At 34.5% G+C, this 15,798-nt stretch carries 18 protein-coding genes; 5 read left to right on the top strand and 13 right to left on the bottom strand.

Features of this window, described 5'->3' with window-relative positions:
* Window positions 1–113: 113 nt before the first annotated feature.
* The 8 genes from ACHUFA_RS07625 to ACHUFA_RS07660 all read right to left on the bottom strand — a co-directional run bounded on the left by ACHUFA_RS07625 (window position 114) and on the right by ACHUFA_RS07660 (window position 10,326).
* Window positions 114–1,640, bottom strand: coding sequence for an FtsK/SpoIIIE domain-containing protein (locus tag ACHUFA_RS07625; RefSeq protein ID WP_394405351.1), 1,527 nt, complete (start codon window positions 1,638–1,640; stop codon window positions 114–116).
* Window positions 1,641–1,797: 157 nt separating this feature from the next.
* Window positions 1,798–2,250 carry a hypothetical protein gene (locus ACHUFA_RS07630; RefSeq protein ID WP_222347505.1) on the bottom strand — a complete coding sequence of 151 codons (453 nt, stop codon included), beginning with the start codon at window positions 2,248–2,250 and terminating at the stop codon, window positions 1,798–1,800.
* Entirely contained in the window at window positions 2,250–2,555 is a 306-nt protein-coding gene (locus ACHUFA_RS07635) for a cytoplasmic protein (protein WP_222347506.1), read from the bottom strand. The genes ACHUFA_RS07630 and ACHUFA_RS07635 overlap by 1 nt, the downstream gene beginning before the upstream one ends.
* A gap of 62 nt (window positions 2,556–2,617) precedes the next feature.
* A complete protein-coding gene (locus tag ACHUFA_RS07640; protein WP_394405353.1) occupies window positions 2,618–6,061 on the bottom strand; it encodes an LPXTG cell wall anchor domain-containing protein in 3,444 nt (1,147 codons plus the stop codon).
* Between the two features lie 218 nt (window positions 6,062–6,279).
* A complete protein-coding gene (locus ACHUFA_RS07645; RefSeq protein WP_394405355.1) occupies window positions 6,280–8,817 on the bottom strand; it encodes an SEC10/PgrA surface exclusion domain-containing protein in 2,538 nt (845 codons plus the stop codon).
* A gap of 180 nt (window positions 8,818–8,997) precedes the next feature.
* Window positions 8,998–9,204, bottom strand: coding sequence for a hypothetical protein (locus tag ACHUFA_RS07650; protein ID WP_222347510.1), 207 nt, complete (start codon window positions 9,202–9,204; stop codon window positions 8,998–9,000).
* Between the two features lie 233 nt (window positions 9,205–9,437).
* Entirely contained in the window at window positions 9,438–9,875 is a 438-nt protein-coding gene (locus ACHUFA_RS07655) for a helix-turn-helix domain-containing protein (protein ID WP_394405357.1), read from the bottom strand.
* Between the two features lie 229 nt (window positions 9,876–10,104).
* A complete protein-coding gene (locus tag ACHUFA_RS07660; RefSeq protein ID WP_394405359.1) occupies window positions 10,105–10,326 on the bottom strand; it encodes a hypothetical protein in 222 nt (73 codons plus the stop codon).
* Between the two features lie 986 nt (window positions 10,327–11,312).
* Here ACHUFA_RS07660 and ACHUFA_RS07665 point away from each other — a divergent pair.
* Window positions 11,313–11,714, top strand: a complete 402-nt coding sequence (locus tag ACHUFA_RS07665) for a helix-turn-helix domain-containing protein (protein WP_394405361.1) — start codon at window positions 11,313–11,315, stop codon at window positions 11,712–11,714.
* Here the strand turns inward: ACHUFA_RS07665 and ACHUFA_RS07670 are convergent.
* The gene (locus tag ACHUFA_RS07670) at window positions 11,702–11,905 is read right to left on the bottom strand and encodes a helix-turn-helix domain-containing protein (protein WP_394405363.1); all 204 of its coding nucleotides are present in this window, start codon (window positions 11,903–11,905) and stop codon (window positions 11,702–11,704) included. The two genes, ACHUFA_RS07665 and ACHUFA_RS07670, sit on opposite strands and share 13 nt — an antisense overlap.
* A 22-nt stretch (window positions 11,906–11,927) precedes the next feature.
* On the opposite strand from ACHUFA_RS07670, the gene ACHUFA_RS07675 reads away from it, so the two are divergent.
* Entirely contained in the window at window positions 11,928–12,110 is a 183-nt protein-coding gene (locus tag ACHUFA_RS07675) for a hypothetical protein (protein WP_394405365.1), read from the top strand.
* Here ACHUFA_RS07675 and ACHUFA_RS07680 read toward each other — a convergent pair.
* Window positions 12,091–12,303, bottom strand: coding sequence for a hypothetical protein (locus tag ACHUFA_RS07680; protein ID WP_394405367.1), 213 nt, complete (start codon window positions 12,301–12,303; stop codon window positions 12,091–12,093). The two genes, ACHUFA_RS07675 and ACHUFA_RS07680, sit on opposite strands and share 20 nt — an antisense overlap.
* 134 nt (window positions 12,304–12,437) lie before the next feature.
* Between ACHUFA_RS07680 and ACHUFA_RS07685 the strand changes: the two genes are divergently transcribed.
* Genes ACHUFA_RS07685 through ACHUFA_RS07695 form a run of 3 tightly spaced genes read left to right on the top strand, consistent with a single transcriptional unit; the run spans window position 12,438 to window position 14,544 of the window.
* Window positions 12,438–12,788 carry a helix-turn-helix domain-containing protein gene (locus tag ACHUFA_RS07685; RefSeq protein ID WP_318530341.1) on the top strand — a complete coding sequence of 117 codons (351 nt, stop codon included), beginning with the start codon at window positions 12,438–12,440 and terminating at the stop codon, window positions 12,786–12,788.
* The gene (locus tag ACHUFA_RS07690) at window positions 12,788–13,657 is read left to right on the top strand and encodes an ImmA/IrrE family metallo-endopeptidase (RefSeq protein WP_394405369.1); all 870 of its coding nucleotides are present in this window, start codon (window positions 12,788–12,790) and stop codon (window positions 13,655–13,657) included. Before ACHUFA_RS07685 ends, ACHUFA_RS07690 begins: the two co-directional genes overlap by 1 nt.
* 32 nt (window positions 13,658–13,689) lie before the next feature.
* Window positions 13,690–14,544: a hypothetical protein gene (locus tag ACHUFA_RS07695; protein WP_394405371.1), complete on the top strand. Its 855-nt coding sequence runs from the start codon at window positions 13,690–13,692 to the stop codon at window positions 14,542–14,544.
* 15 nt (window positions 14,545–14,559) lie between these two features.
* Here the strand turns inward: ACHUFA_RS07695 and ACHUFA_RS07700 are convergent, their stop codons facing one another.
* The 3 genes from ACHUFA_RS07700 to ACHUFA_RS07710 are packed head-to-tail and all read right to left on the bottom strand — an operon-like array spanning window position 14,560 to window position 15,602.
* Entirely contained in the window at window positions 14,560–14,931 is a 372-nt protein-coding gene (locus tag ACHUFA_RS07700) for a hypothetical protein (RefSeq protein WP_394405373.1), read from the bottom strand.
* 21 nt (window positions 14,932–14,952) lie between these two features.
* Window positions 14,953–15,291 (bottom strand): hypothetical protein, encoded by a 339-nt coding sequence (locus tag ACHUFA_RS07705; RefSeq protein ID WP_394405375.1) that lies wholly within the window; start codon window positions 15,289–15,291, stop codon window positions 14,953–14,955.
* Window positions 15,292–15,293: 2 nt separating this feature from the next.
* Complete coding sequence (locus tag ACHUFA_RS07710) at window positions 15,294–15,602, bottom strand: type II toxin-antitoxin system RelB/DinJ family antitoxin (protein WP_394405377.1); 309 nt, start codon at window positions 15,600–15,602, stop codon at window positions 15,294–15,296.
* Between the last annotated feature and the right edge of the window lie 196 nt (window positions 15,603–15,798).

Here is a 15,798-nt window from a genome sequence, read left to right on the forward strand (position 1 = left end):
TTCTACCCCCCTATTAGAAATAGGGGGTTTGCTTAAAGCGATAGTGGTGAATTTCATCCATCAGGCTTCAGGCTTCGGACGGGCTTCGCCCATCCTTGCCCTTGCCTTTGGACTCATTCTCCACTACCGCTACCTAAGACTTTCCCCACTGCTTTCTTATAAGTAGGCTCTCCGCCCTCAAATTCGGACATAACTTCAGATAAAAGTATACTCAAATCAGTATCAACCATGATTTGACCACTAGATTTTGAAATTTCTTTCCCATAGTCCGTCTGCAAAATCGTAATAATCTTACGCAGATTCCTTGGTTCATACCCCTTTTCATCCGCATACTCTTTCAAAGTCAACACAACTGATTCAGTTGGAACGGATTCAACAACAGTCTGCTTTTCTTCCACCTTAACAATTTCTTCAGTTGTCACCTGAACCTCTCGACCTTTGAATGGGTTCGGAATATACTCCAATTTTGAAAATTCATCATAAAATGAATATTTTTTTTCCAGCAATGGCGCAAAAAATTCACGGGCAACTTGACCAAACACTGCTGAATAACCACGACCATAAACCCGAACACCACCAATATATTTCATATACTTAAATTCCTTATTCGCATTCGCATCACCAAATACCATAGAATAACCAGTATCTGACAAACGACCAACAGAAATACGCATATTCATATTGTCACGTACCTTAGAAGGAATATCATCTGTAGAAGGCTTCTGCATAGCTACAACCATATTCACACCAGCTTGACGACCTTTCAACGTCAATGATACCAAAGCCTTTTCAACTTCTTCACGGTCTTTATACCCCAAAGAATTGATAAAAGCATTGTACTCATCACAGATAATAAAATAAGGTTTCAATCCATAAGCATGGAATGGTCTTAAATCCTTCTCACCATTTTCCTTCATAGATGCACGCATGAAATCATATCGTTTATCCATGACCTCAACCGCATCTTTGAACATCTGAACAATATCTTCTTTTTCAAAGAAGATTCTATTCTTAAATACTGGTAAATCAGTCAATGTTACAAAATCTGCACGTTTTGGGTCACCAATTTCAACTACTGCAAATTGTGCCAAACAACGCAACAAACCACGTGAGAACACTGTCTTACCACCACCAGTACCACCAACAACTAGCAAATGTGGGTCTGACTCAAAATCCCAATAAAAATTCTTCATCAAACGAACACCTTCACCATATTTAAAAGTCATTTCTGAAATCTTGATACGATTCAACATAGCAGAATATGCAAGCTTATAGGTCTTAAAACGTGCATCATCTTCAGTTTCCATGAAATCCATACCAAAAGTAGTCTCTAAATCGCCACCAATCTTTTTGAATTTCTCCTGAAACTTAGAACCAGCTAATTCAAAAGAAGCTTCCAATTCAAACTTCCCTTGCTTAAGAAAGACTTTCGGAAATTTTACTTTACGCTTACCATTCTGAATTTTCTTCTCATACATGATATTGTTTTCAAACATAAAACGTGATAATCGTTTCAATCGTTCTAATTTTGCAAATAATACCGTTGATTCAAAGAGAAACCACTGCAAATAGAATCCTAAAGCAATAACCAATACCAAATACGCTAAAACAGAACCATATAAGCCATAATCAATCTTCATGAATCGTTGATAATTCAGAAAACCAAATAAAAAAAGAGGTACTAACCCTATGAAAATTAGCACCCCAACAAAAATATAGTTCAAATGGCGCATCCATGGCTTGATTTTAACCCCTTTATACGGAGGTATCAAGTTCACTTTCGCCATCTACTTCACCTTATTTCTTACCTTCAGACTGATTTTGAGCTTGTTGTGTTTGAGTACCACCAACTTTCTTCAAGCCACCTGCAAACAGCTTCAACTGAGAATTACCACGTGCCATACGAGAAATTGTCAGCACTGGGTCAATCAATTCCAAGTCGTCCCCACGTTTCAAATTCAATGCTTCCAAATCAGCAAGCATCATATCTGTAACAGTCACAGTATCCATTGCTTTGTCATTGATATTCATTACCGTAACACGATAACCAAGAATTTCAGAGGTACGTTCCTGCACAACACGTCCATTTACTTCAACTTCTTCAGTACCAAATTCAGGTTCATCAATACCAATGAACTTCAACATTCCAACTGATGCAGGTACATCCACCACATCATTGACAATTTCATATTTCTTACCAGCAATTACCAAACGTTCACCAAGATTCAGACCAATTCCTTTAACAGCCATTATTTATTACCTCCATTTTTTACAACAATTTTTTCAGCTTGAATATTTAAAGCAGGTGTCATACTATATCCACTAACTGCATCAATCACAGGTTTAGCACCAACCAATTCAATTTCAGTAAAAGGTTCAATTTTTTCTACAGAACCACTTGTAATGACATGAAAACAGTTTTGACCTTCCGCAAAAACTTCATGTCGATTAAACACACCTTTTTCACCATTAAACGTATCCAACGTTTCAAGCAATGAACCATAACGCACATCTTTCAATGCACCTTTTTTCAATTTAAGACTTTCAAATTTCATAATTTTTTCCTTTTCTTTTTTTAAATTAGACAGTTTTCACGACATATCTAGGTCAATAGTTATTATTTTTCTTCTTTTTTAACTTTAGCCAAACCAAACATGCTTGTCACAAACAACAAGATACCAGCAATTAAACCAACAGACGAACTTGCTTCACCAGTACTTGGTAACACAGAAGCTGGCGCTACTGGTGTGCTTGGAGTTGGCTTAGCTGGTTCTTGTGGTTTCACGATATTGATTGTAACAACGTTAGAAACATAGCCATTGCCAAAATCAACCTGATAAATAACGTTGTCTGCTTTGCCTTCAGCTTTAGTTTCAGCATTCGCAATCATGTAAACATTAGTACCTGTTTTCACGTACTTGTCGAAAAATTCTTGTGGATTTTCCGCAACCCAGAAGACAAACTCATCACCTTTGGCAATTTCAATTCCAGCATTTTTAAGCATGTCTTGAATTTCTTTTGGAGCTTCAGAAATATCTTTAACAACATAGGCTTTCAAGCCTTCTACGTTCTCACCACTACCATCTTCTTGCGTATTGAATTTAGCAGTATCAGTCAAGAACTTAACTTTGGATTCGTCATAATTATCCAAATAACCAAAGCCACGTGAGATAGCTACCGCACTAGCCACAATGTCTTTGTATTGATCTAAGTCCCATTTACCAACGTAGGTAATCACATCACCTTGAGTAACTGTCTTACCGTGAATATCATTTCCTTCTTTGTCAAGAACTTGTTTTTCAGGTTTAATCACGCTACCACCATGTGTTGGATTTTCTGGGTCTGGTTCTTTGTCCTTGTCTTTGCCAGGAGTATGAATCACAACCTTATTTGAGTAGATTGTAATTGTTTTACCTGGTTCATCAGGAGTATTAGAATCTGGAACTTCTGTCAATTCCAATTTCCATGTGTTTTCATAGGTTGCACCGTCATTTGAAGGGAAACCAACAATGACAAGATTTGGCAACTTGAAGTCTGTTGCATTGTCGCTATTCAACTTCGCTACCAAGTCATTAGTGAAGTCAATATCGTAAGTATTGCTTGCTTCATTGTAAGTCAACACATAGTTTGCTTCGTTAGCTTTGATAGTTTCTTCAACAAGTGTCACGTAACCGCTTGGAAGAGCGTCTTGACCTTTACCTAAAGCATAAACAGGACGACCAGCTTTGAGAGTTGGAGCGTTGAGTTCGTAAGAAACTACTTCACCTTTTGGAACAAGCATGGTATCAATATCCACGTCATCTGCATTTTTAACTGCTTTCGTGATTTGAGGTGTTTGTTTTACAAGCACATCGTGAACTGGAACACTTGCTTCCGCCACATTGTAGACAACCGCAGTCAAATGAGGTTTGTCAACATTATAGATTGGCACTTGAATTGTTGGTGTCGGTACAGTGTAGGTAGTTGCTTCCAAAGCAGGCTTATCAACCTTGTATGTTGTCACTTCGACACCAGTTGCTGGTGGTTTGATTTCTTTTGGTATTGGTTTAACTGGTTTTTCAATCACTGGAGCAGATACATTCGTATTTAGAGCAAACCAGTAACGACCTGAACTTAATAGCGGAGCATTAACTTGGTCCATAGACAATTCCAAAGTTAGTTTATCCCCACTAGAGACCACAAGAGCTCCTGCACCGTAATAGCGTGTAGAGGATGTTGAAGTGTCCCAATCAGATGACTCATAATCAGACCCATTAGATTTATAGTCATTATATTTCATTGCATGGATAAGTTTTCCTTCTTGTGCAACTGTAGAACCATTAATAGATACGAACTTAGCATTAGCTGAAAGAACAGTCACAGCTTCACCAGCACCTGTACCAGCATAGTTTTTTGAACGGTTCATTGAATTTAAGGCAAACACCGCAGGAGCTTCAGCATTATATGTGACTTTTGAACCGTCTTCATAGAAGTATTCAACATCCATAGCTAACTTACTAGTTCCAGTCACGTAACCACTACTTTTTGAATCCATTTCATATGTAACAGTGACTGTTGGGTCATTATGTACGTTTAACCAAACACCCAAGCGTTGTGGGTCGCTATAAGTGTAAACTGCCTTAGCGATTTTTTTACCGTTATAATACGAATTTTCCAAATTTGTATAAGTCGCTACCAACTTACCGTCACCTTGGATATGGTAATCATAATCATGATTCACACGTCCGTCAAATACGGTTGTTTTACGCTTTTCAGCTTCACCTTGATATTCGATAGCTAATTTAGCATTTGATTCTGATTTCATGACCAAGGACTGAATAACAACTTCAGACAAGTAACCAACTTTATTCGTTGTTGCTTGTGCCTCAGCAAGTTTTTTCTCATACGCAGCATATTCAAGATTGTACTTTTCATCAGCCTTTTGATTCTCTAATTCAGCTTCTTCTACAAGTGCTTCAAAAGCTGCAATCGTTGATTTAGCTTCTGCATTTCCTGTTGTATTTGGATTTGTACCAGCTGTTACTGTATCTGTTTTTTCAACCACTTTAACACCAGCTTTAGCTGCAAGTGCTTTGATTGCTTCAGCGTCTTTATTAGCAGCAATTACTGCTAGTGTTGAAGCATTGTAATCTTCAACTGCTTTCAAAGCACTTGTCAAGTCACTGTTTACTTCTGAAGGAGTTGAAACTAAACTATCTGTTAAAGTGATAGTCAAACCTGCTGCTTTTGCTTTTTCAACCAAATCAGCTACTGCTTGGTTTGCTTTTTCAGCTGACGCTTTTGTATTAGTGTAAGTAGTGATGATTCCTTCTTGTTTTGAGAAATCAGGATTCACTTCACCAGCAGTTTTAACCGTTTTAGGACTGCCATCAGCAACATTCACACCTGCTTGTTTTGCTTTATCTTTTAATTCGGCACCGTTCGCATTTGCTTTATCAACTTTTGACTTTGCACCGTTGTAAATATCAAGTGTTTCTTTGGCTAATTTTGTATCAGTATCTACGCTTTTAGAGTCTGATACTGTTTCAGTTGTTTTTTCCACTGAAATGCCAGCTTTTTTAGCTTCTTCTTCCAATTCAGCAACTTTACCATTCGCTTTAGAAACTGCTTCTTTTGTTTCAATATGGTTTTCTGTTACTTCATTAACAGTTTCTATTTGCTTCGCAAAATCATCACTTGCTTCAGTATAATTGTCATAAGTAACAGTTTCACCACCATTCACAATTACACCTGCTTGTTTTGCACTAGAAACTGCTTCACCTAATTTTGGTGATGTTACAATATTCGTAATCGTTTCAGTTTGATTCGCATTCGCACCAGCATTCAAATTGCCTTCAGTTGCAGATGGTTGAACTTCAACTAAATTAGTAGCTGGATTTCCAGTGCCAACTTCATCAGCGCTTACTACATTTCCAGCAAGAGCAGGAACAACCAATGTACCAGCGAGTGCAACACCAGCAATAATCTTCTTCGCAGAAGATGTAAGACCTACTTCACAACCTACAAGCGTTGTGACATTTTTCGCTTTCCTCAAGCCATACGTTTTTTGATTTTTAAACATAAATTACTTTCTTTTCTTTCTAAATTACAATAATTAAATAAAATAAAAACACCTCTAATAAGATGGTGCTCTAATCATTTCAAACATTTCATTATCCTCTTCTTAATACTTTTTCACCTGCTAGGACTAACAACCTCATACGAAGCAAATTTTTTCGTCTGCTTTCTTAAACAATAAAAAAGGAAGAATTTTCATTCTTCCTAGTTCCAATAAACAATTTAATTTTCTTTACGACGACCAGTAATAAACAACCCAAACATAGAAACTAACATTGATAAACCAACTAATACAAATGAAGAGTTTGATTCACCAGTAGAAGGCAATGTAGAAGATTGGACAGTTGAACTCACTTTAGAAGTTGTCGCTTTATTAGCAAGTTGAATAACTTCAGATTTACCCTCTGCTTTAGAACGTACTTCTGTTTCTTCAGCATGTGTCAAAGTATCTGCCAATCGTTTAGCTTCCTCTTGTTTATTGTATTTCGCAAGAAGGTCTTGCCAAATCTTAAATTTGACATCACGTTCTTGTTGCAAGCTAGTGAGCTTGTCATTTTCAAGAGTTAGTGTTGACAATGCTTCGTTGTAGGCTTTTTCTGCTTCAGTATAAGCCAATAGTGCTTTTTCAAGCTCTTCTGGAGCATGTGTCAATTTTTCCACGTGAGCCAATTTATCTGCAAGAGATTGTTTAGCTGTAGCAAGTGCTGCTTTCACATCAAATACTTTCGCTTCAGCTAATTTCACTTCATTCTTCAAACGAGTTAATTCTTGACTGTCTTTCGCAAAAACTTGTTTTGCTTCAGCAAGTTTAGCTTCCTTGTCCGCAAGGAGTGCTTTTGCTTCGTCATAGACTTTTTGTTTAGCTTTAATATCAGCCGTCAAAGCTTTAACAGCTTCTTGTGCTTTTGAATTTGCAAGACGACTAGCTTCAGCTTGTTTTTGTGCTTCAGCAAGTTTTGTTTGTGCTTCAGGAGAAAGAACCTTAATAGCTTCAGCACGTTTCAAGACATCCTTAGCAGTTTCAAAAGATTGTTTAGCTTCCGCCACTGCCTTAGTCGCAGTTGCAAGAGTTACTTTGTCAGCTTCACGAGTTGATACCAAACCTTCATATTGTTTTTGGAAAGTTTGGTAATCTGACAATACTTTTTCTTTACTAATAGGATTAGTAATTTCAGTTGAATCAAACTTAGTCGCTGAAGTTGAATCAATCTGATCAGATGAAACTAATAGATAATGAATACCTGTCACTCCTGCTCGATTAGATATATCCACTCCTAGATACTGTTTGTCAATAGCCTTGCCCCAACTGAATCCAGCGATTGAATGTGCATGTGCAAATTCACCACCATTAAACATGAAATCAAGAACAGAGGTAAAGACTAATTCTTTCGCTTCTGCCATTGAAATGGTTGGTGTTTCAAGACCAAGGCTCACCATGTTTTCATACGGTTGAAGTTGTTTTTCTCGCACCAACCCTGTTGCAAGAACTTTTTCATCATAAGAAAGTCCTGCTTCTTTGGCTGCTTGATTGATAGCGTAAGTATCATGAGCAAATTGAGTTACATCATTCAATGACCAATTATCTGCAACATAGTGGTCTGTAACACCATCAGCAAACTTCACTGAACCATTGGTTACTGTAACATTCGTATGTCCAAAAGCTTTACGAATGTCATTTACAAGGTCTTGTGCAAAGAAAGCCAACTCTTTCAAGTTTTCTTCTGAAAGATTGTTTGTATCAATCTTTGTAGTTGAATCATTCTTGTTTGCTTTGTAAACATTGTTCTTGTATTCTACTTCTGACAAAGATTGGAGCTTCGCAAAGACTTCTTTACGTCGTTGCTTACCAGCTTCGTCAGTAGCAGACAAAAGACGATTGTATTCTTTCAAGGCTTCAACATATTCAGTTGAGACTTTGATAGTATTGATACCATCAACCGCATTTTTCAACGTTGCCAATTTTGGTGTAGCTTCTTCAACTGCTTTAGTAGATTTTGCCAAGTTTTCAGTGGCAGTTTTTTGACGCGTTTCAGCAATAGTTAATGTCGCTTGTTTACTATCACGGTCGATTGTAGCCATGTCAATTTGTAACTGACGGTCACCATCAGCAAGTTCTGCTTCATCAGCCTTGACTTGTGCTTCGACGAGTTTTGCTTCATCAGTAGCTAATTTAGTAGAAGCCTTATCTGCTTCATCAATGACTTTTTGAGCACCTGTACCATCAAGAAGAGCTTTAGCATTATTTACAGCTGTTTGAGCTGATTTAACCTCGTCTTCAGCAGATTTAACTGTTTGACCTGATTGAGCAACAACACCTTCTTGGTCTGTAACATGAACTTCAACTTTAGCTTGGTTTGCTTGTGCTTCAGTAAGCGCTGCTTCTTGTTTGGCAATTTCGCCTTCAATAGCTTTCACTTCTGTTTTAGCTGTTTCAATGGTTTCAGGAGTAGCTTGGTTTGCCAAGTCTTTTGCTTCTGAAAGGTTTTGACTCGCCAAGTCTTTTGCTTCTGTAGCTCCTTCAAGTTGTTTTTTAGCTTCTTTTACTACATCAGCTTGACTATCATAAGAGGATTTGGCTTCATTATATTCACCTTCAGCAGTCTTAACTTGACTTTCAGTAACTGTAGTATCTTGTTTCACAGTTGAATCATCTGTAGGTTGTGTTGTGAGGTTAGGTGTCTCTTCAGCAAATACGCTATTTGCCAAACTTAAAGACAATCCGCAAACTAAAACTGCACTAAGAACTTTTGATTTTTTCATTTTATATCTCCTTTTTATTTAACCAAGCTTGTTTCCAAGTTTTTTAACAAAATTATAACATCTTTTTTATAAATACACTTAATTTTACTGTCGTTGCTAATCTTAGGAACTTCATCATAAGTACACTTGCTAAACACTTCTGCAATCAGACCATGAAGCAACCGTGTATGAAACCCTAATTCAATCAATCATTACTCCTTTCTCAAACCAGCGTTGTTTAAATCGTTCTTTCAACAACGTGTCAAAGCCATACAAAAAGCGAGAAAAGTATAAACGATTCCCGCTCAAATAGTGTTCTATCAACTGTTCTCCATATTCTTCCAAAAATTCTTCAAGATAAACAGTGTCATTTTTAGTCAAAACAAAAGGATAGATTGGCTCATACATTATTTCTCCCTCACTAGTTACAATACATATTTGATAAATGTAATCACCCCAAATAAATGTGCCATCACTCGTTACCTTTTGTTTTGGTACAATCTTTATCTTACAAATAACAACCCCTACTTTCTTTATTTATTAGCATTATTAGCTTAAAGAAAGGAAACAAAAAATACTATTTTCTTTACCCTCTTTAAACTAATAAAAGAGCGCTATATCTATATAACGCTCTACAAAAATCATGCATCCAAACTTAAATTATCTAAAGTCTTAACCAAATTTTCCAATAAGACTTTAACATCTTTTTTATAAATATACTTAATTTTGCTGTCGTTGCTAATCTTAGGAACTTCATCATAGGCATATTTACTATATACTTCTGCAATCAGCCCATGAGCCAATCGTGGATGCAGACTCAATTCAACCAAGTCTTTATAGGAAAGAACAAGGCTTCTATCTACTGAACCTGTATTCTTATCAATATAACGAACCAAATCGTCTACAGTAACACAAAACAAATCTGATATTTTATACAATGTTTCAATATCAGGTGTACGTGTACCATCTTCATACCGTTTATAGGTACGTTCCTGTACATTTAGCCATTTTGCTATACGAGGAATCTCAATTCCTTTATCTAAACGAAGTTGTTTCAAATTTGTTGCAATATCTAACATCTAAAATCTCCTTATCTTACAGAGGGAAGAACGAATAGGAAATTTTCTTCCCTGTATAAAATAGCTATCAGCATCAAAGGACGAAACCCATACCAATTTTGATAACCAAGAACTATTCTAAATCAAGGATTGCCTGTTTTATTGATTAGAAAATAAAAACTACTAATACCAATCTACAATTTCGATATAAAGCCAATTTTTATGTTCAGCTAATTCTATGAATCGCTTATCAGCACTCTTTTTCTTTATTCAATTCTGATTCAATTAAGTCTACTGCTTCATTTATCATTTCTTGAATGTCCCAAACGACCACCCTTTCTTTATATGTAATAGCTGGAGTACAACCAGTAATAGAAATATCAATTTCTTCCCCATTTTCAGGATGCGTTGCAGTTGCTTGATGAATGCGCATTACAAAACTATTTTTTTCCAACAAAGTTCCTTTAGCCATATTTAATCCTCTCTATAATTACAAAAAAGCCAATAAAACTCCATTTACCAGCTAGTTAACTATTCAATTTTCTAATCAATAAAACAGACAATCCATCCAATACTAAATAATACACTACCAGGACGAAACCCATTTTTAGTGTTTTTAAATTTAAAAAGACGGTCTAATTGCATAAACCGTCTAAATGTTATCGTTGAATAACATAAATCTTATATATACTATTCTGTTTTTAGTTTATAGTCCTTTCGTATTTTTTACATGACGAAAAAACCTCAACTTCATCTCTTCATCTGTTAATCGTGCTCATATCATCGCACCACTGGAATCCAAGATATACACGTTACCCCTGCTTTCTACTTGACTCTCTACAATCATAAGGAATATAATTGCTCGGAAGTTCGTGCGACTTATCCGACTAGTGTTCATTCAGCTCTCACACTTCATCTACTTACTAGCCCGTGCATACACTACCTACAAGGGACGTTTGGTGGGTTTCGCACCTTGAAATGGAAAAGACTTGTTTTTTATCCAACAATCCAGTATAATAATAGTTGCTAAACTTTATTGTGTGGATTGCGGAGAGAACTCTCTCCCTTTTCACCTTTTTTAATATATAAGATTTTTTTGTTTTTTCTAGCTTTAATAGCTAGAATCATACAACCAATGAGAATGGTTATTGATTGTATGATTTTAACCACCAAAAATAGAAAGTTTTATTGTTATGAAATATAAATCAAATGTTTCCCTTACAGTTGGAAAATGGTACCGTTTGAAACGAGATTCTTTGTAGAAGTGAACTGCATATCTTTCAATCATAATTTTGTTAGAAAAAAGGAAGTGTGTCTATCAGACACATTGAAATGATTAAGCTTTAATCACTTCAATCTGTTTAATAGTTTTTAAACCTTTTTTGGTTTAAAAATATATTAACACCTTTTCTGGTTTATGTCAACAGTTTTTTTAAAAAACTTTTTATTAGGAGTTCTATGTTCGCAGATAATCTAAAAGCATTAAGACTTGAATTTGGAATGAGTCAAAAGGAATTAGCAGATGAAATTGGTACTTCTCAACAAGCCTATGGACGTTGGGAAAACGGGATAACATCTCCTACACTTACAAGTATTGAAAAGATTGCCCAATTCTTTGATGTTCCAATTTCTAGTCTTGTAAATGACAATAGTCTTAACATAGAAGATGTTCTAAACGCTGAATATCTTTCTTTAAACAATATTCCATTAAGTGAATCTGATTCTGATGATTTTAAAATCATTATTGACCAATATATTCAAGTACGCTTGAAATCTTATCTAAATGCTCAGTCAACTAAAGGTATCTTACTAAAGAACGGAAGAACTGCTTCTAACGATAAGAAGTTTCATTCTAAATGATTCTCAGCTACTAACTCAGAAACTGTAACACCAAAGAATTGGGCTAACTTTTCCAATGTATTTAATGTGGGAGAGGTCTTACCAGTTTCCCACCTCATATAGCATTGCTGACTAGTTTTTATTGCTTGTGCTACTTGTTTTTGTGTTAGCCCTTTTTCTAACCTCAATCTCTTTAAATTCTTAATAAACATATTTTTATTTAAGGTGTATCTTATGAATCATTTATCCCAAGAACAATTCCATCAGATTATGGAAGTTGTTCATTCTATTACACATAGACAAGGCGAAAAACTTATCAATAGATATGGTTTTCATTTTAACCTTGAACAACATACAGAGGAAACTATTGCAGAACTTAAGAAAGCCTTGCAGGAAATTACTGACTTAAACGATTAAAAATCAATTCTTGTAATTCTGACATATTATCCGCAAAATCATGAATTGCTTTTTCATACTTAACCTTAATATCCTCTGGAAGATGTTCAATAAACGGTAAAATCATTGGTTTTAACGAATTAAGACGATATTTTCGCTGGTTAGTAACCTCACATAGAAGTTCAAACAAAGCTTCTCTTTCTTTACTTTCCATTCTCTACTCCTTTTTTGTTAGAATGAACTTACTCCTTTTATTTATCTCATCGGGATAAACAAAGTATATCTCATTGGGATTTATTTGTCAACGCTTTTTCTTAAAAATTTTAAAAAATTTATGAAAGGATGAATATGTTGTTAGCAGAACGATTAAAACAGTTACGTAAAGAAGCTGGATTAACACAAAAACAAGTTGCTGAATTTTTACAAGTAGCTCAAAACTCCTATTCTAATTGGGAAAAAGGAATTAGAACACCTCTAAATCCAACAATAGATAAATTAGCAGAACTATTTCAAGTAAGTAGCGAATTTCTAAAAGGCAACACCGAAGATAGAAATATTGACACCTCTTCTCAACCTGAAATTTTTTTCCGAAAAGCTGTCTCTGATATGAATATGACACCTGAACAAGAAAAACAATTTCAAAAAGACGTTATCAATTTCATTGAACAACGAAAACGTATTTTTGAGGAAGATAAATAATGAATCCTACTTATCGTAGAATATCCGATATTGCACATCAACTTATTTATCATTTCATTAAATCAAGCGACTTACAAATCCTGTCTTACAACTACAATCACTACTTCCAATATATCATTGATAAATACAAAATCAAATCTTTTTCCCATCATTTTGACGGTGAAATGATTTTAGGTGTCACAATGATAGATGAAAACGGCATCTCAATCTCTTACGAAAAAAATTGTATACCAACTAGACAGAATTTTACAAAATGCCATGAAATTGGACATCTTCTTTTAGAACATAGTGGAACTTTTTTCGCTGAGAAGAAAAATAGTAAAGACTTACAAGAAATCGAAGCGGACTATTTCGCTTCTTTTGTTCTCATGCCAGACATTGTGCTAGTTTCTCATATCATCTATAACCAATTATCTTATCAACAACTACAAGCCCATCTAAATGTATCTAATAAAGCACTAGAAGTACGTTTAACACACCTACTACAAACATATACAGATTTAAATTATCCACTTGCTAAAGGTGCTGTTAGTAGCTTTAGAGCTAATACTGCTTCAAAACATAAGCTACTAAACTATATAAATGAATTTGAACAAGAAATAATTCAAAAATATCATTCAGTACAACTAGAACCTTTAGAACAAATTCAAAAACTGTTACAATCGAAACCTTTTATTAGCCAATTAGATTGTAAATATATCATTGAACCTGAATTGATAAAAATAGTAACAGAAAAATTTCCAAAAGTTAAATTCAATCAGTATTTTGATTTTGGAAAAACAATCAAGTACCTATACAATACAGAACAATTAACAGAAGCCGATGCTGAACAACTAGCTAAAAATTTGATTTTTAATTTAATTTTCTAGAAACTAATAAATACATAGGAGAATATACTATTATGAATGATTTTCTTTCTAATTTAATGTCTATTACATCAAATGAAACTATCCTTCAAACAGAGACTTTAACAATCAAAAACAATACCTTAATAACAAAGGACAACAGCTTACAAATTCACAATATTTCTATGATTGAAAGAGGGAACTTTAAAAATCCTATTACAATGCGAGATATTATTATTTTAATGATAATCTGTTCAACTGTACTAATTCCTCCATTTACACTCGTTGCAATTATTCTCCTTGCACTCTATTCTTTCATACTGTATCAACGCTATCAAAAACACCTTTCAAAGAAGTTTTTCATCATCTTTAATCTTGGTTCAAGTAGAAATTATATGTTATTCTTTGCAGACAAAGATTTCAGAGATGACGTCTTCAATATTATTACAAACTCTTTTTCTGGTAATAAGACATCTATATATATTGATATCAAGAACCAAAAAATTGATAACCTATTTGAAAAAGAAGTTACCAATAACAATATTAACGGAGACAATAATATCATTGGAAACAGTTTCGGAAGTGATAATACTGTAGCTTTTAACGGAAACGTCACATCTGGACAAAATGTAGTACAAGATTCTACACTAAATAACTCCTCAATGCAAAATATCGATTTACCGTGGAAAGAACTAAATCAAGAATTAAGTCAACTAATTGATAATAACTTACTTTCCGAAAAGTTAATCAGTCAACTCAAAAAACTTCTTGAAAGTAGCCAAAATCAAGACGCGGAACAATTCAAAAGTATTATACAAAAAAACGAACCTATCTTTAACAGTACATTTTTTAGAGACATGGTTTCAGGAACGTTTTCAGCAATCATAGCTGGAATTCTATTACCAAAATAAAAGGGCTAGATAATTCTAGTCCTTTCCTTGTATTTCAGCTCCATCTTTAATCAATTTCTTATATTTAGCACTATCTTTTTTCACAAAAGTTTTTTTATCAAATTCTAATGTATCACCATCTAATTTATAGTCAAAAGAATCTGAAGCATCTTCTTTAGTGATTCGCTTGTTAGTTTTATCAATCGTGTATTTTCCACTTTGATAATTCATATTTTCATTATCAATAATAGCAACATAATAATCAGCTTCAACAATCTGCATAGTACCATCACCTGCTTTAAAATACTCATACCAAGTACCATCTAAGTTGCTTGATGAACTTGCTGAACATGCACTCAATGTTACAACCGCAACTACCATCAATAACAAACTAATAACCTTTTTCATTTACCCAGCTCCTAACTGTCTTTACAAATCTTCACCACGTTCTTCAAGAAAATTTTGTAAGCCAATAATATCTCTTGCAGAAAACTCACCGATAACTTCAATTCTAAAACTATTAGTGTCAAAAATCATTGGTGGATTAACGTCAACCCATGATGGTTTTTTAAGTTTAGAATACGCCCAATCTTTAATTTCATAATATTTTTTCTTAACATGTTCTGACTTATTATGATATTGGCTAGTTATTTTCCTTAACGTTAATTCCTCACCATTTACAGAAGTAACAACCGCAGGTCTCTTCTTGCCACCATTTCCATCTGTAAATTCAATATAAGTAATCACTACATCAAACTGTCTATACATAATCAATCCTCATCATCAAAGAAACTAGCTATATGTTTAGGATTGTTCACATCAAATTTAATTGCACGTTTACTATCAAATTCTGAAATCATTTTTTTAGCTTCTTGCAAACGTTCATCCGTAATGTACTCCCCATTTTCATCATAGCGTGTTTCATCAATAGCCTTTACTTGAAAAGGAATACTTCGGCTATTTACCGATTGAATCAAAAACATTTTAACTGCCGTACTCATATCTAAACCAAGTGAGTTAAACAATTCCGTAGCTTCTTTCTTTAATTTATCATCTACTCTTACTGCTACAGTTGACATAACTTTTCCTCCTCATTATTTTGTATATCTATTGTATCACATTCTGATATACAAAGCAACTTTGAACACACAATAAAAAGAGGCAAGAACGCTGTTCCTACCTCTATATAAAATATAAGTCTTTACTTTTCTTTTTTAAATCCATTAAGTGCCAATTAACATCAATGACTATTCAACTCCGTACCAAGCAGTGCCT

It is taken from the genome of Streptococcus hepaticus (assembly GCF_043656315.1).
GTDB lineage: Bacteria > Bacillota > Bacilli > Lactobacillales > Streptococcaceae > Streptococcus > Streptococcus hepaticus.